Origin of the sequence: Qipengyuania proteolytica (genome assembly GCF_019711565.1) — a bacterium.
Classification (GTDB): Bacteria; Pseudomonadota; Alphaproteobacteria; order Sphingomonadales; family Sphingomonadaceae; genus Qipengyuania; species Qipengyuania proteolytica.
In genome coordinates this window covers 1,395,825-1,412,413 of sequence record NZ_JAIGNN010000001.1, presented here as the reverse complement: position 1 = coordinate 1,412,413, position 16,589 = coordinate 1,395,825, and the positions used below count along the sequence as shown (strand labels likewise).

At 65.5% G+C, this 16,589-nt stretch carries 20 protein-coding genes; 16 read left to right on the top strand and 4 right to left on the bottom strand.

Annotated elements, in window-relative coordinates; genetic code table 11:
* Positions 1-33: 33 nt before the first annotated feature.
* Positions 34-1,026, bottom strand: coding sequence for a cobaltochelatase subunit CobS (gene cobS / locus K3172_RS06870; RefSeq protein WP_221588190.1), 993 nt, complete (start codon positions 1,024-1,026; stop codon positions 34-36).
* A 55-nt stretch (positions 1,027-1,081) separates the two neighbouring features.
* Here cobS and K3172_RS06865 point away from each other — a divergent pair, with 55 nt between their 5' ends.
* The gene (locus K3172_RS06865) at positions 1,082-1,927 is read left to right on the top strand and encodes an oxygenase MpaB family protein (protein ID WP_221588188.1); all 846 of its coding nucleotides are present in this window, start codon (positions 1,082-1,084) and stop codon (positions 1,925-1,927) included.
* On the opposite strand, the gene K3172_RS06860 is transcribed toward K3172_RS06865, so the two are convergent.
* Positions 1,924-2,607: a winged helix-turn-helix transcriptional regulator gene (locus tag K3172_RS06860; RefSeq protein WP_221588186.1), complete on the bottom strand. Its 684-nt coding sequence runs from the start codon at positions 2,605-2,607 to the stop codon at positions 1,924-1,926. The two genes, K3172_RS06865 and K3172_RS06860, sit on opposite strands and share 4 nt — an antisense overlap.
* Positions 2,608-2,678: 71 nt before the next feature.
* Here K3172_RS06860 and K3172_RS06855 point away from each other — a divergent pair, with 71 nt between their 5' ends.
* From K3172_RS06855 to K3172_RS06830, 6 genes are read left to right on the top strand one after another with little or no spacing between them, the layout of a single operon-like run.
* Positions 2,679-3,050 (top strand): DUF1428 domain-containing protein, encoded by a 372-nt coding sequence (locus tag K3172_RS06855; RefSeq protein WP_221588184.1) that lies wholly within the window; start codon positions 2,679-2,681, stop codon positions 3,048-3,050.
* Between the two features lie 2 nt (positions 3,051-3,052).
* Positions 3,053-3,835: a VOC family protein gene (locus K3172_RS06850; protein ID WP_221588182.1), complete on the top strand. Its 783-nt coding sequence runs from the start codon at positions 3,053-3,055 to the stop codon at positions 3,833-3,835.
* Positions 3,836-3,837: 2 nt separating this feature from the next.
* Complete coding sequence (locus K3172_RS06845; protein WP_221588180.1) at positions 3,838-4,470, top strand: glutathione S-transferase family protein; 633 nt, start codon at positions 3,838-3,840, stop codon at positions 4,468-4,470.
* A complete protein-coding gene (locus K3172_RS06840) occupies positions 4,463-4,942 on the top strand; it encodes a VOC family protein (protein WP_221588179.1) in 480 nt (159 codons plus the stop codon). Before K3172_RS06845 ends, K3172_RS06840 begins: the two co-directional genes overlap by 8 nt.
* 1 nt (position 4,943) lies before the next feature.
* Positions 4,944-5,618, top strand: coding sequence for a dihydrofolate reductase family protein (locus K3172_RS06835; protein ID WP_221588177.1), 675 nt, complete (start codon positions 4,944-4,946; stop codon positions 5,616-5,618).
* A complete protein-coding gene (locus K3172_RS06830; protein WP_247718092.1) occupies positions 5,618-6,292 on the top strand; it encodes a glutathione S-transferase family protein in 675 nt (224 codons plus the stop codon). Before K3172_RS06835 ends, K3172_RS06830 begins: the two co-directional genes overlap by 1 nt.
* Here K3172_RS06830 and K3172_RS06825 read toward each other — a convergent pair whose 3' ends face one another.
* On the bottom strand, positions 6,293-6,886 hold the full coding sequence (locus K3172_RS06825; RefSeq protein WP_221588173.1) for a DnaJ domain-containing protein: 594 nt from the start codon (positions 6,884-6,886) through the stop codon (positions 6,293-6,295).
* Positions 6,887-6,946: 60 nt separating this feature from the next.
* Here K3172_RS06825 and K3172_RS06820 point away from each other — a divergent pair, with 60 nt between their 5' ends.
* The 4 genes from K3172_RS06820 to K3172_RS06805 are packed head-to-tail and all read left to right on the top strand — an operon-like array spanning position 6,947 to position 9,854.
* The gene (locus K3172_RS06820; protein ID WP_221588171.1) at positions 6,947-7,219 is read left to right on the top strand and encodes a BolA family protein; all 273 of its coding nucleotides are present in this window, start codon (positions 6,947-6,949) and stop codon (positions 7,217-7,219) included.
* 13 nt (positions 7,220-7,232) lie between these two features.
* A complete protein-coding gene (locus tag K3172_RS06815; protein ID WP_221588168.1) occupies positions 7,233-8,123 on the top strand; it encodes a pirin family protein in 891 nt (296 codons plus the stop codon).
* 10 nt (positions 8,124-8,133) lie between these two features.
* Complete coding sequence (locus K3172_RS06810; RefSeq protein WP_221588166.1) at positions 8,134-8,946, top strand: SDR family NAD(P)-dependent oxidoreductase; 813 nt, start codon at positions 8,134-8,136, stop codon at positions 8,944-8,946.
* 2 nt (positions 8,947-8,948) lie between these two features.
* Complete coding sequence (locus K3172_RS06805; RefSeq protein ID WP_221588164.1) at positions 8,949-9,854, top strand: alpha/beta fold hydrolase; 906 nt, start codon at positions 8,949-8,951, stop codon at positions 9,852-9,854.
* Here the strand turns inward: K3172_RS06805 and K3172_RS06800 are convergent.
* Positions 9,851-10,948 carry a DUF2332 domain-containing protein gene (locus tag K3172_RS06800; protein WP_221588162.1) on the bottom strand — a complete coding sequence of 366 codons (1,098 nt, stop codon included), beginning with the start codon at positions 10,946-10,948 and terminating at the stop codon, positions 9,851-9,853. The two genes, K3172_RS06805 and K3172_RS06800, sit on opposite strands and share 4 nt — an antisense overlap.
* A 41-nt stretch (positions 10,949-10,989) precedes the next feature.
* Between K3172_RS06800 and hisG the strand changes: the two genes are divergently transcribed.
* The 5 genes from hisG to K3172_RS06775 all read left to right on the top strand — a co-directional run bounded on the left by hisG (position 10,990) and on the right by K3172_RS06775 (position 16,550).
* The gene (hisG, locus tag K3172_RS06795) at positions 10,990-11,646 is read left to right on the top strand and encodes an ATP phosphoribosyltransferase (RefSeq protein WP_221588160.1); all 657 of its coding nucleotides are present in this window, start codon (positions 10,990-10,992) and stop codon (positions 11,644-11,646) included.
* Entirely contained in the window at positions 11,646-12,938 is a 1,293-nt protein-coding gene (gene hisD, locus K3172_RS06790; protein WP_221588158.1) for a histidinol dehydrogenase, read from the top strand. Before hisG ends, hisD begins: the two co-directional genes overlap by 1 nt.
* The gene (nusB, locus tag K3172_RS06785; protein WP_221588156.1) at positions 12,935-13,387 is read left to right on the top strand and encodes a transcription antitermination factor NusB; all 453 of its coding nucleotides are present in this window, start codon (positions 12,935-12,937) and stop codon (positions 13,385-13,387) included. Before hisD ends, nusB begins: the two co-directional genes overlap by 4 nt.
* Before the next feature lie 23 nt (positions 13,388-13,410).
* On the top strand, positions 13,411-14,247 hold the full coding sequence (gene thiL / locus K3172_RS06780; protein ID WP_221588154.1) for a thiamine-phosphate kinase: 837 nt from the start codon (positions 13,411-13,413) through the stop codon (positions 14,245-14,247).
* 152 nt (positions 14,248-14,399) lie between these two features.
* Positions 14,400-16,550, top strand: a complete 2,151-nt coding sequence (locus K3172_RS06775; RefSeq protein ID WP_221588152.1) for a sodium-translocating pyrophosphatase — start codon at positions 14,400-14,402, stop codon at positions 16,548-16,550.
* The last annotated feature ends 39 nt before the right edge of the window (positions 16,551-16,589 follow it).

Here is a 16,589-nt window from a genome sequence, read left to right as displayed (position 1 = left end):
GCCATGCATAGCGGGTTCCGGATGAACCGCCGACTACTGTCCGCCAACGACGCTTTCCGGCAGGTCCTCGCCGAAGACGCGCTGGTAGTACTCGGCCACCAGCATGCGCTCTTCCTCGTCGCACTTGTTGAGGAAGCTGAGGCGGAAGGCGAAGCCGACGTTCTTGAAGATCGCATAGTTCTGCGCCCAGGTTATGACCGTGCGCGGGCTCATCACGGTCGAGATGTCGCCGTTGATGAAGCCCTGCCGCGACAGGTCGGCGACCTTGATCATGTCGGCGAGGATCTTGGGATCGATGTCCGGATTCTTCGCCTCGACGATTTTCTGTTCGGTTTCGGCCGGCAGGTAGTTGAGGCCGACGACGATGTTCCAGCGGTCCATCTGCCCCTGGTTGATCTGCTGCGTGCCGTGATAAAGGCCAGAGGTGTCGCCGAGGCCGACGGTGTTGGCCGTCGCGAACAGGCGGAAGTTGGGATCGGGGCGGATCACGCGGTTCTGGTCGAGCAGGGTCAGCTTGCCCTGCTGTTCGAGCACGCGCTGGATCACGAACATCACGTCCGGACGGCCCGCGTCATATTCGTCGAACACGAGGGCCACCGGGTGCTGCAGCGCCCAGGGCAGCAGGCCTTCGCGGAATTCGGTCACCTGAAGCCCGTCGCGCAAAACGATGGCATCGCGACCGACCAGATCGATACGGCTGATATGCGCATCGAGGTTGATGCGGATACACGGCCAGTTGAGGCGCGCGGCGACCTGTTCGATGTGCGTCGACTTGCCGGTGCCGTGATAGCCCTGCACCATCACGCGACGGTCGTGCGCGAAGCCGGCGAGGATGGCGAGCGTCGTGTCCGGATCGAACACGTAGTTCTCGTCGAGATCGGGCGTGCGTTCGTCCGGCTTGGAGAAGGCCGGGACCTTCCAGTCGATATCGATCCCGAAGGTTTCGCGCACATCGACTTCGGTGTCGGGCGCGGGAAGCACGGTCTTGGCGGCCGCGTCGAAGCTCTTGTCGGTCATCTCGTTCATCGCATGGGCGACCTAGGCATTTATAACCGCGTCGCCAAGCCTATATTGGCTGACGATGCCGCAAGAGCCGCTATCCGAGAAACTTCGCCTCAAGCTGGTCGAACGCGTGCGCAGCGTATTCAACGATGTCGAGGGCGGCGAACAGCCGGTGCCCGTCTCGGACGAGGCGTTGTTCGCAAAGGATTCGCCGATCCGCCTGGTCCATGCCGATATCGTTGGCATGATGGTCGGCGGGATTCGCAGCCTGCTGTTGCAGATGCTCCATCCGCATGCGCTTCAGGGCGTCCTCGACCATTCGAATTTCCGCGAGGACATGCATGGCCGTCTGCGCCGCACCGCCCGCTTCATAGCAGTAACGACCTTCGGTCACCGCGACGATGCGCATGCGGCGATCGAGCGGGTGAACCGCATCCATGCCGCGGTCGGAGGCACTCTGCCCGACGGCACCCGCTACGAGGCCACCGATCCGCGTACTCTGGCGTGGGTCCATGTGGCCGAAGCGACAAGCTTTCTCGCCGCTTACCTGCGCCACGTCCGCCCCGACATGCCGGGGCACGAACAGGACGAATACTACCGCCAGTTCGCGATCATCGCCCGTTCGCTCGGCGCCGATCCCGTGCCGCTCGACCGGCGCGAGGCGGAAGTGCTGTTCCGCGACTTGCGCAGCGACTTGCGCGCATCGCCCGAAGCGCGCGAGGTGGCGCGGCTCGTTCTGACGCAAAAGCCGCAGGGTGCGCCGCCTGCGGTCCAGGCGCTGCTCGGGGCCGAGGCGGTTGCCTTGCTTCCGCCCTTCGCGCGCTCGATGCTCGGCCTCGAGCGGCCGGGGCTCGCCGCCTTCCCGGCCCGCGCCGCCACATGGGGTATGGGCCGGACGCTCCGCTGGGCCTTCCGCCAGACCTAGGCGAGTTTTTCGGGCAGCTCGAAGATGTCGGCGAAGCGCATGGCGGCCGCGCGGTCTCCTTCGATGACGAGACCCATCTCGCGCTCCAGCTCCGCCACCGGCACGCCGGCATAGAACAACGCCGCGAGAACGGTGGCATTCGGCGCGCGGATCGTTGCAGTCGGCGCCTCGGCTTTGCCGCGAACGACCGGCAGCGCGCCGTCGCCCAGCGTCGCGATGAAGGTCTCGCCGCCGATGTCGAAGCCGATGACGAAATCCAGGCCCTCGACCTTCCGGCGGTCGAACATCGTCCGCAGAGACAGCATGAGCGAGACGGGCGAGAGTGGGAGCATCGGATCGTGTCCGCTGGACATGGCCGCCCAGCGACCGAGTTCCTGCATCACCGGCTCGGCGGCATAGCCCCACTCGGTCAGTTCGTAGACCTGCACCTGCGCGGGTTCCTCGAGCGTCCGACGGGTCAATACGCCCGCCTCCTCGAGCGTACCCAGCCGTTCAGTTAACACCTTGGCCGAAATCCCGGGCAGGCTGGCGCGAAGGCCGGAAAACCGCCGCGGTCCGAGCATAAGCTCGCGCACGACCAGCATGGTCCACCGCTCGCCGAGCACTTCGAGCCCGAAAGCCGTCCCGCAAGCGTCATCGTACCAGCGACCATGAAGCTTGGTTTCTTTTTGTAACTCCATGGTTGACTTAAGTAACTCACGGGCCCACCAAATGCAAGGGCCGAGTCGCGCCCCCGGGAAGGAGATAGCCAATGTATATCGATGGTTTCGTCATGGCGGTGCCGACTGCCAACAAGGACAAGTTCATCGCCCATGCGCAAAAGGGTGACAGCGTCTTCATCGACTTCGGCGCCACACGCGTGCTCGAATGCTGGGGCGACGACGTTCCCGACGGCAAGCTGACCGACTTCCGCAAGGCGGTACAGGCCACGGACGACGAAACCGTCGTCTTCAGCTGGATCGAATGGCCGGACAAGGCGACACGCGATGCGGGCATGGCAAAGATGATGTCTGAAGACTTCAATGACGAGCGCATGGATCCGGCAACGAACCCGATGCCCTTCGACGGCAAGCGGATGATCTTCGGCGGCTTCGCGCCAGTGACCGAACTCACGGGAGAATGAGAATGGCAAACCTTCACGGCGACCACATATGGTACGAATTGATGACCACCGACCCGCAAGGCGCCCGCGCTTTCTACGAAGGACTGGTGGGCTGGACGATCGAGGAAAAGCCCAGCGGGGACATGGATTACCGCATGATCAGTGCGGAGTCGGGCCCGGTGGCGGGACTGATGCCGCTGACCGAAGACATGGTCGAAGGTGGAGCGCGGCCGCTGTGGGCAGGCTATATCGGCGTCGACGACGTCGATGCCAGCGCCGCGGCCATTGCGCAGCACGGCGGCACCATCATGTTGGGGCCGCAGGACATTCCCGGCGTCGGTCGCTTCGCCTACGCCGCCGACCCTTCAGGCGTGCCTTTCTATGTCATGCGCGGCGCGGTCGACGGGGAGAGCGATTCCTTCGCCAAATACGAACCGCAAGTGGGTCACTGTGCCTGGAACGAGCTGGCCACGGCGGACCAAGCTGGGGCTCATGAGTTCTACACCGCGCTGTTCGGCTGGGAGAAGGCCGACACAATGGATATGGGCGAGATGGGCGCCTACGACATGTATGCGAATGGCGACTACACGCTCGGCGCGATCATGCAGAAGCCGGACCAGATGCCGATGAGCATGTGGAGCTACTACTTCAGGGTGCCGGACATCGACGCCGCCGCAGCATATGTCGGTGCGCATGGCGGGCAGGTCATCAATGGTCCGATGGAAATCCCGGGCGGCGACCACGTCTTCACCGCCATCGATCCGCAAGGAGCGATGTTCAGCCTGATCGGCGCGAAAGGAGCGTGAGCATGGCGACCTATACCTTCTTCACCAATCCGATGAGCCGCGGGCAAATCGCGCGTTGGGCCCTGCACGAAGTGGGGGCCGACTATGACACCGAACTGGTCGAATGGGCCGCGAAGTCCGAGGCGTTCCTGACCGCCAACCCGCTGGGGAAGGTCCCTACCCTCGTCCATCATGATGGCGACCACGTCCATGTCGTGACCGAGGCGGCGGCGATCTGCCACTACCTAGCGGAGATGCATCCCGAAGCGGGGCTGTTGCCCGACCGGCACGAAAAGGCCGACTATTTCCGCCGCCTGTTCTACGCCGCCGGACCGGTCGAGCAGGCCGTCGTGGCGCGCAGCATGGGCTGGGGCGTCGACGATCCGCAGAAGCAGGGCATGCTCGGCTTCGGCAGCTACGAGCGCGCGATGGACACCTTCGACACGCTGCTCGCCGACCGCGACTATGTCTGCGGCGACCGCTTCACCATGGCCGATGTCTATGTCGGCAGCCAGGTCGACTGGGGCCTGCAGTTCGGCTCCATACCCAAGCGCCAGGTGTTCGAAGATTACGCCGCGCGCCTGCGCGAACGGCCGGCCTACAAGGACGCCAGAGCCATCGACATGAAGCTTATCGCGGAGAGCCAGAATGGTTGAGAAACTGACCACCGTCCTGTGGTATGACGGCGATGCCGAAGAGGCCGCGCGCTTCTATGCCGCGACCTTCCCCGACAGCAGCGTCGGCCACATCTTCCGCGCGCCTTCCGATTTTCCGGGCGGCAAGCAGGGCGACGCGCTGACGGTCGAGTTCACCGTCCTCGGCCGGTCCTTCTCGGGCCTCAATGGCGGCGACTTGTTCAAGCCCAACGAAAGCGTCAGCTTCATGGTGGCGACCGAGGATCAGGCGGAGACCGACCGCTACTGGGACGCCATCGTCGGCAATGGCGGGCAGGAAAGCGCCTGTGGCTGGTGCAAGGACAAGTGGGGCTTCAACTGGCAGATCACCCCGCGCACGCTGCTCGAATCGCAACAGGCAGGCGGCGACGAGGCCCGCCGCGCCTTCGAAGCAATGATGACGATGACCAGGATCGATGTTGCCGCTATCGATGCCGCGCGCAGGGGGAATTGACATGGCACGCAAGATAACGGGAGGCATGTTCCTCTCGCTCGACGGCGTCATGCAGGCACCGGGCGGACCGGGAGAGGACCCGATGGGCGGGTTCGACGAGGCAGGCTGGGTCTTCAAGCTGTGGGACGAAGGCATCGAGCCGGCGCTCGGCAACCTGTTCGGGGGTGAGTATGACTTGCTGCTCGGCCGTAGAACCTACGACATCTTCGCCGCCTACTGGCCCTATGCCGAAGGCGACAACAAGCCGATGAGCGAGGCCTTCACCAAGGCCGCGAAATATGTCCTGACGCGCGGAGAGCAGGAGCTGCCGTGGGAGAACAGCCACCGGCTTTCGTCCATCGATGCCGTTGCTGCGCTCAAGCAGACCGATGGCCCCGACCTCGTCATCCAGGGATCGAGCACGATCTATCCAGGCTTGCTCGCCGCAGGTCTGATCGACGAACTGGTGCTGATGACCTTCCCCCTGACGCTCGGGACCGGCAAGCGCATGTTCGGCGAAGGAACGCCGGCCGAGCGCCTCGACATGACCGACCACTGGGTGACCGACAAGGGCACCGTCGTCGCGACCTATCGTCCCGCCGGCGCCCTGCCACCCTATCCGGACGAGGCACCGATCCCCATCGTCAGCGAACGCGAACTCGCGCGGCGCAAGGCGATCGAAGACGGTACCTGGTGATGCTCGCCCTCTATGGCCATCATTTCTCGAGTTACACGTGGAAGGCCCTCATTGCGCTCTACGCCAATGGCACGGAGTTCGCATTCCACCCGCTCGGCCCCGGGTGCGACGACGCCAACGCCGTGGTGCATTCCGCCCATCCTGCCGGGAAATTTCCCGTCCTGACCGATGATGGCCAAGCGGTCATCGAAGCGACCGCGATCATCGAGCATCTCGCGGTCCACCATCCCGGCCCCGCGCCGCTCATCCCTGCCGACCCGGCGATGGCCGCACGGGCCCGCATGCTCGATCGCGTGTTCGACAACTATTTCCAAGGCAGTTTCCAGCGCGTCGTCGGGGCCTATCTCAGCAATACCGAGGTCGGGAACACGCCGACCATCGGCGAGCCCGATCCAGCCGAAGTCGCGGCGGGCAAGGCGGGCCTCCAGCGTGCGTACTCCTGGCTCGAACGATGGCTCGAAACGCAAGCCCTACCCCCGCACGCCAGCCTCGTCACCTGCTCGGCAGCGCCAGCGCTTTTCTACGCCGACTGGATCGATCCGATCCCTGCTGATTGCCCGAGGGTCGCGGCCCTGCGCGCCGAGGTGCTCGCCCTGCCCGAGGTCATGCGATGCGTCGAAGACGCGCGGCCCTACCGTCCGTTCTTCCCGCCCGGCGCTCCCGACCGGGACTGATTACCCGATCGCCCGCGCCTTACGCAGCACCTGATAGGCCTCCACCACCCGGTTCAGCCGTGCCTCGTGAGCCCGGTCGCCGCCGTTGCGGTCGGGGTGATAGCGGCGGACGAGTTCGGAATAGCGGCGCCGCAGCCTGCGCCGGTCGACGTCGAGCCCCAGCCCCATCGTCTCAAGCGCTTCGGCCTCCTCGCGGCTGAAGCGGCCGTCCATCGCCATCTCCGCCTCGCGCCGGGCACGGCTCTTGATGCCTGCAGCCCGCGCAGCAATCGCATCGAGCGGATCATCGTAATCGGCCCAGCGCGGCATCCCGTCGACGCCCGCGGTCGGACGAAAGCTCGGGCTTTCGGTACGCCAGCCGGCTCCGGGCGATTGCGCTTCGAAGATTTCCTCGGCGCTCATGCCTTCGAACCAGTCGTAGCCGGCGTTGAATTCGCGCACGTGATCGAGGCAAAGCCAGCGCCATTCGCCCGGCCCGTCGAAACCGTGTCTGCGTCCGCCCGGCGCGCGAAATTCGCCCGCCTCGTCGCATGTCGGGTGCGCGCACACCCGACCGGTATCTTCATAACGTCCGTGAAACTTTGTCTGGCGCATTCGTTGTAAAATGGGAAACGGGATGCTCTATGCAAACCCCCGCAAAGGAGATTTTGCCCGATGGCCGGCCCGGTCCAGCAGGAAATGCAACAGCTTCTGGAACAAGCCTTCAGCCCCACGCGGCTCGAAGTGATCAACGACAGCGCCAAGCACCACGGCCACGCGGGCGACGACGGCAGCGGCGAATCGCACTTCACCGTAGTGATCGAAGCCGCGGCTTTCGCGGGCAAGAGCCGGCTCGAACGCCAGCGCATGGTCAACCGGGCATTGGGTGACATTCCCGGCGAACGCGTGCATGCCCTGGCCATCCAGGCCTCGGCCCCGACCGGATAAGCGGAGCAGACCAATGAGCCAGATCGACACGGTACTCACCCCTACCACGCACGATCTCGGCCAGTTCGAGGTCCGACGCGTTCTGCCGGCGAGGGCCCGGAGCATGGTGGGCCCGTTCATCTTCGTCGACCAGTTCGGCCCTGCCCAGCTCGATCTCGGCAGCGGGATGGACGTGCGCCCGCACCCGCACATCAACCTCGCCACGGTCACATGGCTGTTCGAGGGCGCAATCGACCACCGCGACAGTCTGGGAAGCTTCTCGACCATCCGTCCTGGGCAGGTCAATCTGATGACCGCCGGACGCGGCATCGTCCATTCGGAGCGATCGCCCGCTTCGGAGCGCAAGACGGGGCCGAAGCTCTACGGCATGCAGACCTGGCTCGCCCTCCCCGACGGGCGAGAGGAAATCGACCCGGCCTTCGAAGCAGTCACGGACCTGCCGGTGATCGAGGACGGCCGCGCCAGGGCGATCGTCATCATGGGCGAGCTTTGGGGCGCGCGTGCGTCGACCACCACCCATGCCGACACGATCTATGCCGAGATCGTGCTCGAACCGGGCGGAGCGATCCCGCTGGAGGACGACGCCGACGAGCGCGCGATCATGCTGGTTGGCGGCGAGGCGAGCGTCGACGGGCACGAGCTGGAGAAATACACGCTCAACGTCCTGCAACCTGGGCGCGACATGACGCTCGAAAGCAAGTCCGGTGCGCGGGTCATGCTGCTGGGTGGCGAGGCGTTCGAGACGCGGCGCCATGCCTGGTGGAATTTCGTCAGCTCCAGCCGCGAGCGGATCGAGCAGGCAAAGGCAGACTGGCGTGCCGGGCGCTTCCCCACGGTTCCGGGCGACGAGGAGGAGTTCATTCCCCTGCCCGAGGGCGCGCCCAAGACCGTCACCTATCCATGAGGGAGAACGCATGAGCTTTGAAGGCAAGACCGCCTGGATCACCGGCGCGAGCAGCGGCATCGGCGCCGCACTGGCGCGCGAATGGGGTAGCCGCGGGGCGCGGGTCATATTGTCGGGGCGCGACGAATCGCGACTTGCAGAGGTAGCGGACAGCATCCCCACCGAAACGCTGGTCCTGCCGTTCGACGTGCGTGACGAAGACGCCATGATCGAGGCAACCGCCAAGGCGACGGCATGGCACGGCGTCGACATCTTCGTCGCCAATGCAGGCGTCTCCCAGCGTAGCGCAGCGGTCGATACGGACATGAGCGTCTATCGCGAGATCATCGAAATTGACCTCACCGCGCAGATCGCCGCGACGCAGGCGCTGCTGCCGCATGTGACCGAACGCGGGAGCGGCCACCTGCTCTTTATCAGTTCGATCGCGGGCAAGGTCGGCGTGCCGATGCGGACCGCCTATTGCGCGGCGAAATTCGGCCTTGCGGGTTATGCCGATGCCCTGCGCGCCGAACTCTCGCAGAGCGGGGTGCAGGTGCATGTGATCTATCCCGGTTCTGTGGCCACCGACGTGAGCCGCAACGCTCTCACCTCCGACGGCAGCAAGCGCGGCCGTTCGGATTCCGTGATCGACAATGGCATCCCCCCGGGCGAGGCTGCCAAATGGATCGTGGATGCCGTCGACAAGGGCGAGCGCGAGGTCATCGTCGCGCAGGGCATGGAACAGGCAATGGGCGAGATGCGCCGCACGCCCGAGCAATTGCTCGACCAGGTCGCAGGCATGGTTGCGAGCGGCTACATGGAGAAGATGAAGGCGGAGGGCTGACGATGGAGCTCGTTCAGAAGCGGGTCGCGCTCGCCAACGGCGTCGAACTCGTTGTCGTCGACGAAGGTCCGCGCGATGCGCCGGTCCTGATCTTCCTTCACGGCTTTCCGGAGAGCCACCGCACCTGGCGCAACCAGATCGCGCATTTTTCCGATCGATACCGCTGCATTGCGCCCGACCAGCGCGGCTATCGCGGCTCGTCGAAGCCGCAAGAGGCGTCCGAGTACACGCCGGACAAGCTGATCGGCGACGTCTTCCTGCTCGCCGATGCGCTGGGCGTGGAGCGCTTCACCATCGTCGGCCACGACTGGGGCGGCGCGATCGCCTGGGGGGTCGCCTACACCGGCATGATGAACGGGCGCGTGACCCGTGCAGCCATCGCCAATGCGCCGCATCCGGTTCTGTTTCCCAAACTGCTTTACACTAATCGTGCCCAGCGCGAGGCGAGCCAGTATTTCCTCACCTTCCGCGATCCGGCTAACGACCCGCTGATCCGCGAGCACGGCCTGTTGCCGGTGCTGATGAAGGCCTTTGAAGGCCGCGAGGTCGGTTCGAACATGGAGCCCGAGGAACAGGCTCGCCTGCTGCAGGACTGGTCAGATCCCGACGCGGCGATGGGCATGCTGAACTATTACCGCGCCAGCCCGATGGAGGTCCTGCCACTCGACGCGCCCTATGAGTTGCCCGAGGGCTACCAGCCCTTCCCGCTGCCGAAGCTGCCGATTCCGACGCTGGTGATCTGGGCCATGGACGACGAGGCGCTCCCGCCTGCCAATCTCGATGGACTCGAGGAGGTAATCGAGAACCCCGAAGTAGTGCAGGTCCCGGGCTGCGGCCATTTCGTGCAGTGGGAAAAGCCCGAGGCGTTCAACGCGGCGCCAGGGGCATTCCTCCAACGAACGGATTAGGCGGAGAGCCACTCAATGTCGGCGCCATGCGCGTGCGACCACGTGAGTTGCGTCGCCTCCTCCCCACCGGGCCAGTAGCGGACCTTGAGATTGTGGCGGTGGACCGTGCGATCCGCTTCGACCGATATCCAAGCGAGCGGAGCATCCGCGCTCGCCTTCGCGCCCGCCGCTTCCATCGCGGCGGTGACCCGCGCCTGCTGGTCTGCAGGCACATACTGCCAGACGATGGAGTGCATCAGGACGCGCGTCGTCCCCGGCGCTTGCCGCTTCGCCAGCTCGCGCTCGACGAAATCGGCGGCGTTGATCCGCTCGAGATCGGGCTTGCGCTCGGTCGCGGCGCGAATGGCCGCTTCCATCCGTTCGAAGCGGATCGTGTGCTCCGGCCAGATATAGGCCTTGAGCCGCTCCGACTGGTCCGGGTCGGTCAGGTCGACCGGTGCCACGTCGCAGCCCTTCGTCGAGACGATTGCGATCGGCTCGTCTGGCGGCGATGCGCCGTTCCATTCTGGCGTGAAATGCATCACCGCATCGTCCGGCCCGACATGCACCCCGCCGAGATCGTAGTGATAGCGATCGAGCATCAGGTTGATCCCGGCGCTCGATCCGATCTCAAGGCATTCGAAGCGCGGCGGAAGGCCCTTGCCCGCGAGCCACAGCATAGCGGCTATGAAATTGCTCGAGCGTCCCGCCTCATTGGTTTGCGGCGGCCCGTCGAGCCACGGCAGAAGCTGCGCCTCGTGCACGGTCATCGCCTCGGTGACAATGGCCGTGTCGTCGGCCCCGATCCCTCGATAGATCGGCTCGAGCGCCGGCTCCCGCCCGGTCAGGTGGAGCCAGTGAAGACCGCCGGCGACGCGCAAGGGAAGAGCATCGGCCAGCGGTGCGCCCTGCCACTCCGCGATCCGCCGGGCGAGGGCATTGTCGAGCCCGCCCTCGATCGTGTCCCAGATCGCTGCGACAATGCGGGCGGTCACCGGCGCGCCATTGTTCACGCAATAGGCGACCTGATTGCGGAACGCCTTTCCGACCGCCCCTTCGCCCTTGGTGTCGATGTCCATGCGCTCGTAATTCGGTCTTTCCGCTGAATCGCCCATATCCGTTGCCCTTTCGCAAGCGCTTGCCTATCTGCGCCGCCATGAGTGACAGCCTGACCTTCGCCATCCCCAAGGGCCGCATCCTCGACGAGGCGCTGCCGGTGATGGCGCGTGCAGGCGTGGTGCCCGAAGCGGCGTTCCACGACAAGGCCAACCGCTCGCTGACCTTCGCCACCACGCGGAGCGATATGAACCTCATCCGCGTGCGCGCCTTCGACGTTGCGACCTTTGTCGCGCATGGGGCGGCGCAGCTGGGCATCGTCGGTTCAGACGTGATCGAGGAATTCGACTACGCGGACCTCTACGCACCGGTCGATCTCGACATCGGCCACTGCCACCTCGCCGTGGGCGAGCCCAAGGAGGGTGCGGCCAGCGTCGACGGGGCGAGCCACGTGCGTGTCGCGACCAAATATCCCAACCTCACGCGCCGTTTCTTCGAGGCGCAGGGCGTGCAGGCGGAATGCGTCAAGCTGAACGGCGCGATGGAGATCGCCCCCTCGCTCGGGCTGTGCGGGCGGATCGTCGATCTCGTGTCCTCGGGCCAGACGCTCAAGGATAATGGCCTCGTCGAGACCGGTCATATCCTCGACATCACTGCCCGCCTGATCGTCAACCGCGCGGCGCTCAAGACCGACCCACGCGTGGGCGCGCTGGTCGAGGCCTTCCGCCGCGATGCCAGCGAGCGCAAGGCCGCCTGATGCAGCTCCTGCGCACCTCAGATGCCGGTTTCGAGGCCGAGTTCGAGCGGATCGTGCGCGACCGTCGCGAGAGCGATGCCGATGTCGCGCGCGACGTCGCCGCGATCCTCGGCGAAGTGCGCGAGCGCGGCGATGCGGCGCTGGCCGACTATTCGCTCCGCTTCGACGGGCACAGCCTGTCGAGCGACGACGACTGGATGGTCTCGGCGGAGGCATGCAAGGCCGCTTACGACGCGCTCGATCCCGAACTGCGCGACGCGCTCGAGCTCGCGGCGGAACGCATCCGCGCCTATCACGCGAGCCAGCTGCCCGAAGATCGCGACTATACCGACGGCATCGGCATGCGCCTCGGCGCGCGCTGGTCGCCGGTCGAAGCTGCCGGGTTGTACGTGCCGGGCGGCCGCGCCGCCTATCCCTCGTCGCTGCTGATGAACGCGATCCCGGCCAAGGTTGCGGGTGTCGAGCGGCTCGTGGTCGTCACGCCGACACCCAAGGGCCAGACCAACCCACTCGTCCTCGCAGCTGCGCATATCGCTGGCGTCGACGAGATCTGGCGCGTCGGCGGGGCGCAGGCCGTAGGCGCGCTCGCCTATGGTACCGAGCGCATCGCCAAGGTCGACGTCATTACCGGCCCGGGCAATGCCTGGGTCGCAGAGGCCAAGCGCCAGCTTTACGGCGTGGTCGGCATCGACATGGTCGCAGGACCGAGCGAAATCCTCGTCATCGCCGACAAGGACAACAATCCCGACTGGATCGCCGCCGACCTGCTCAGCCAGGCCGAGCACGACCCGACCAGCCAGTCGATCCTGATTACCGATGACGAGCCGCTGGCGCGCGACGTTTGCGCAGCCATCGACCGCGCGCTCGACACCTTGCCCACCGCCAGCACCGCCAGGGCAAGCTGGGACGCGCACGGCCTGATCGTGGTCGTCGACAACCTCGGCGAGGCCCCCGCCCTGTCCGACCGGCTCGCCGCAGAGCACGCCGAGCTGATGGTCGCCGATCCGCAGGCGCTGTTCGACAAGTTGCGTCACGCCGGCAGCGTCTTCCTCGGCCGCCACACCCCCGAGGCGGTCGGCGACTATATCGCCGGTCCCAACCACGTCCTGCCCACCGGTCGCCGCGCGCGGTTTGCCAGCGGCCTGTCCGTGCTCGATTTCATGAAGCGCACTAGCTTCATCGACGCCTCCGACGCGGCGCTCGCCGCCATCGGCCCCGCCGCCGTCAGGCTGGCCGAGGCCGAAGGCCTGCCCGCCCACGCTCTTTCGATTTCCGTGAGACTGAACAGATGACCCAGCCCAAGCGCAGCCAGGCGCGCAGCGCCGCCCGCCTCGGCGCCGTGCAGGCGCTCTACCAGCAGCAGATGGAGGGCACCGCACTCGCCCGCCTGCTCGACGAATTCCACCAGCACCGCCTCGGCCGCGTGATCGAGGACGAGGAATATGCACAAGCCGATGTCGATTTCTTCGACGATGTCGTCTCGGGCGTCGATGCCCGCCGCGAGGAGATCGACGCGCTCCTGACCGCCCGCCTCGCCGAAGGCTGGACGCTCGCCCGCATGGACAAGACCATGCTCCAGATCCTGCGTGCCGGGACCTACGAGTTGCTCGCGCGCCAGGACGTCACCAAGGCGACCTCGATCAGCGAATATGTCGATGTCGCCAAGGCCTTTTTCGACGACCGCGAGGCGAAGTTCGTCAACGGCATCCTCGATGCAGTGGCCAAAGAGGCCGGACGCTGAACGAAGGCGACTTTATCGCCGCGTTGCGGGCGCTGGCGACCGATCCCCAAGCGCGCGGGCTGCAAGATGATGCAGCGGTGCTCCGGTTCGGCACCGAAAGCCTCATACTCACTCATGACACGCTGGTTCAGGGCGTTCATGTCAGGGCCGACGAGCGAGCCGAGGACATCGCCTGGAAGCTCGTCGCCGTGAATCTTTCCGACCTGGCCGCGAAAGGCGCAGAACCCATCGGTGTGCTCGTATCCCATATGCTCGGCGAGGGTGACGAGGCATTTGCTCGGGGTCTTGCCGAAATCCTTTCGGAATATGATGTTCCGCTGCTCGGCGGCGACACGGTTCGAGCGGAAGGGCGCCGGATCTGGGGCTGCACGGCCATCGGACGGGCGACGCATCTTCCGGTGCCGGCGCGAAGCGGCGCGCAGCACGGTGATGCGGTCTATGTGACCGGTACGCTGGGCATGGCGATGGTCGGCATGGCAGAGCGCGATACCAAGAGCGCCGAAGATATGGCATACCGCCGGCCCCGGCCGCTGCTCAGAGAGGGGCATGCGCTTGCCCCCTATGTGACGGCCATGATGGATGTGTCCGACGGGTTGCTGCTCGATTGCTGGCGGCTCGCTGAAGCCAGCGAATGCATGATTGCGCTGGAAAAGGACGGGGTGCCCCTGGCCGACCGGGGGCGGGCGGATGCCTGTATGCGGTGGGGCGATGACTATCAGTTGCTGTTCACCGTTCCCCCGGATCTGGAACTGCCGGTGCCAGCGTTCCGGATCGGAACGGTATCGGCCAGTCCCCGACCCGCGCTCCTGCTGGACGGCGAATATCTCAGCCCGAAAGACGGTCTCGGCTACCAGCATTGACAGCTTGCGCGGGAAGCGGTCGATAAGCGCGGATTGCTGCGCTTTTCGACCTTGTCACGCAACACATGGTCCCTATACCCACCGGCCACGATCGCCCACGTTTCCCGCGATGGGCGGCACATGACATAACCAATCGGGAGGGGAAATTTTCCGTGGACCTTGTTCTCATATCCATCGCGCTGGGATTGCTGGCCGTCGTGTACGGCTTCGTCACCAGCCGGCAGGTGCTCAATTCGGGCGCCGGCAACGAAAAAATGCAGGAAATCGCCGCCGCCATCCAGGAAGGTGCGCAGGCCTATCTGAAGCGTCAGTATACCACGATCGCCATGGTCGGTGTCGTCGTGGCTGTGCTGGTCTTCGTCTTCCTCGGAGCCATCCCGGCGACCGGTTTCGCCATCGGGGCGATCCTGTCGGGTGTGGCGGGCTTCATCGGGATGAACATCTCCGTGCGTGCGAACGTGCGTACTGCCGCCGCCGCGCAGAGCGGGTTGCAGCAGGGCCTTACCCTCGCCTTCCGCGCGGGCGCGATCACCGGCATGCTGGTGGCCGGCCTCGCCCTGCTCGCGATCGCAGTGTTCTTCTGGTACCTGGTTGGGCCCGCCGGCCACGCGCCGAACAGCCGCGAAGTGATTGACGGACTCGTCGGCCTTGCCTTCGGTGCATCGCTGATCTCGATCTTCGCCCGCCTGGGTGGCGGCATCTTCACCAAGGCCGCCGACGTCGGCGCCGACCTCGTCGGCAAGGTCGAGGCAGGTATCCCCGAAGACGATCCGCGCAACCCTGCCGTCATCGCCGACAATGTCGGCGACAATGTGGGCGACTGCGCCGGCATGGCTGCCGACCTGTTCGAAACCTATGTCGTCACCGTCGGTGCGACCATGGTCCTCACCGCACTGCTGCTCAAGGGCCTCGGCGACCTGCTGATGCCGATGATGGCGCTGCCGCTGCTGATTGGCGGTGCGTGCATCGTGACCAGCATCATCGGCACCTATTTCGTCCGCCTGGGCAAGACCAACAACGTCATGGGCGCGATGTACAAGGGCTTCCTCGTCACCGCGCTGCTGTCGATCCCGCTGATCTGGCTGGTCATCAACGTCGCGCTGGGCGGCATGGACACGGTCATCGGGGGCAGCACTGCAGGCGTCGATCCGGGCGCTCCGCTGGCCGAAGAAGGCACCGCCGAACAGGTCCGCAGCTTCACCGGCTGGGCGCTGTTCTGGTGCTCGCTCGTGGGCCTTGCGATCACCGGCCTGATCATCTGGATCACCGAATACTACACCGGGACGAACTATCGCCCGGTGAAGTCGATCGCCAAGGCTTCGGAAACGGGCCACGGCACCAACGTGATCCAGGGCCTCGCCATCAGCCTTGAATCGACCGCGCTGCCGACGATCCTTATCGTCGCCGGCATCATCGTCACCTACCAGCTCGCAGGGCTCATGGGCATCGCCTATGCCGCCACCGCCATGCTGGCGCTGGCTGGCATGGTCGTGGCGCTCGACGCCTATGGTCCGGTGACCGACAATGCGGGCGGCATCGCCGAAATGGCCGGTCTGGACGACAGCGTGCGCGAGAAGACCGACCTGCTCGACGCTGTGGGCAACACGACGAAGGCGGTGACCAAGGGTTACGCGATCGGATCGGCCGGCCTTGCCGCGCTGGTGCTGTTCGCCGCCTACACCACCGACCTCGGCGAGTTCTTCCCGAACTCCGACGTCGATTTCAGCCTCGAGAACCCTTACGTGATCGTCGGCTTGCTGCTCGGCGCGCTGCTGCCCTACCTGTTCGGTGCGATGGGCATGACCGCGGTGGGCCGTGCGGCCGGTGACGTCGTGATCGACGTGCGCGACCAGTTCAAGAACAACCCTGGCATCATGACCTACGAGTCCAAGCCCGACTACGCGCGGACCGTGGATCTCGTGACCAAGGCTGCGATCAAGGAGATGATCATCCCCTCGATGCTGCCGGTGCTGGCACCGATCGTGGTCTATTACGTCATCACGCTGATTGCGGGTCAGGAGAACGGCTTCGCCGCGCTCGGCGCACTGCTGCTGGGTGTGATCGTCGGCGGGATCTTCGTCGCCCTGTCCATGACCGCCGGCGGCGGTGCGTGGGACAATGCCAAGAAGTACATCGAAGACGGCAACCACGGCGGTAAGGGCTCCGAAGCTCACAAGGCTGCCGTGACCGGCGACACGGTGGGCGATCCCTACAAGGACACCGCCGGCCCGGCGGTGAACCCGATGATCAAGATCACCAACATCGTCGCGCTGCTGCTGCTGGCAGCTCTCGCGGCCGGCTGATCGGCACCAGCTCCGGTCCGACCGGGGTGCCAAATCGGG

Excerpts from the sequence above, each read along its gene's own strand:
- K3172_RS06805 (WP_221588164.1), top strand. The coding sequence starts at position 8,949 with ATGGAGCTCGTTCAGAAGCGGGTCGCGCTCGCCAACGGCGTCGAACTC.
- cobS (WP_221588190.1), bottom strand. The coding sequence starts at position 1,026 with ATGAACGAGATGACCGACAAGAGCTTCGACGCGGCCGCCAAGACCGTG.
- K3172_RS06810 (WP_221588166.1), top strand. The coding sequence starts at position 8,134 with ATGAGCTTTGAAGGCAAGACCGCCTGGATCACCGGCGCGAGCAGCGGC.
- K3172_RS06840 (WP_221588179.1), top strand. The coding sequence starts at position 4,463 with ATGGTTGAGAAACTGACCACCGTCCTGTGGTATGACGGCGATGCCGAA.
- K3172_RS06865 (WP_221588188.1), top strand. The coding sequence starts at position 1,082 with ATGCCGCAAGAGCCGCTATCCGAGAAACTTCGCCTCAAGCTGGTCGAA.
- hisD (WP_221588158.1), top strand. The coding sequence starts at position 11,646 with ATGCAGCTCCTGCGCACCTCAGATGCCGGTTTCGAGGCCGAGTTCGAG.
- K3172_RS06835 (WP_221588177.1), top strand. The coding sequence starts at position 4,944 with ATGGCACGCAAGATAACGGGAGGCATGTTCCTCTCGCTCGACGGCGTC.
- K3172_RS06830 (WP_247718092.1), top strand. The coding sequence starts at position 5,618 with ATGCTCGCCCTCTATGGCCATCATTTCTCGAGTTACACGTGGAAGGCC.
- K3172_RS06855 (WP_221588184.1), top strand. The coding sequence starts at position 2,679 with ATGTATATCGATGGTTTCGTCATGGCGGTGCCGACTGCCAACAAGGAC.
- K3172_RS06845 (WP_221588180.1), top strand. The coding sequence starts at position 3,838 with ATGGCGACCTATACCTTCTTCACCAATCCGATGAGCCGCGGGCAAATC.
- K3172_RS06850 (WP_221588182.1), top strand. The coding sequence starts at position 3,053 with ATGGCAAACCTTCACGGCGACCACATATGGTACGAATTGATGACCACC.
- K3172_RS06820 (WP_221588171.1), top strand. The coding sequence starts at position 6,947 with ATGGCCGGCCCGGTCCAGCAGGAAATGCAACAGCTTCTGGAACAAGCC.
- K3172_RS06800 (WP_221588162.1), bottom strand. The coding sequence starts at position 10,948 with ATGGGCGATTCAGCGGAAAGACCGAATTACGAGCGCATGGACATCGAC.
- K3172_RS06825 (WP_221588173.1), bottom strand. The coding sequence starts at position 6,886 with ATGCGCCAGACAAAGTTTCACGGACGTTATGAAGATACCGGTCGGGTG.
- K3172_RS06815 (WP_221588168.1), top strand. The coding sequence starts at position 7,233 with ATGAGCCAGATCGACACGGTACTCACCCCTACCACGCACGATCTCGGC.
- hisG (WP_221588160.1), top strand. The coding sequence starts at position 10,990 with ATGAGTGACAGCCTGACCTTCGCCATCCCCAAGGGCCGCATCCTCGAC.
- K3172_RS06860 (WP_221588186.1), bottom strand. The coding sequence starts at position 2,607 with ATGGAGTTACAAAAAGAAACCAAGCTTCATGGTCGCTGGTACGATGAC.
- nusB (WP_221588156.1), top strand. The coding sequence starts at position 12,935 with ATGACCCAGCCCAAGCGCAGCCAGGCGCGCAGCGCCGCCCGCCTCGGC.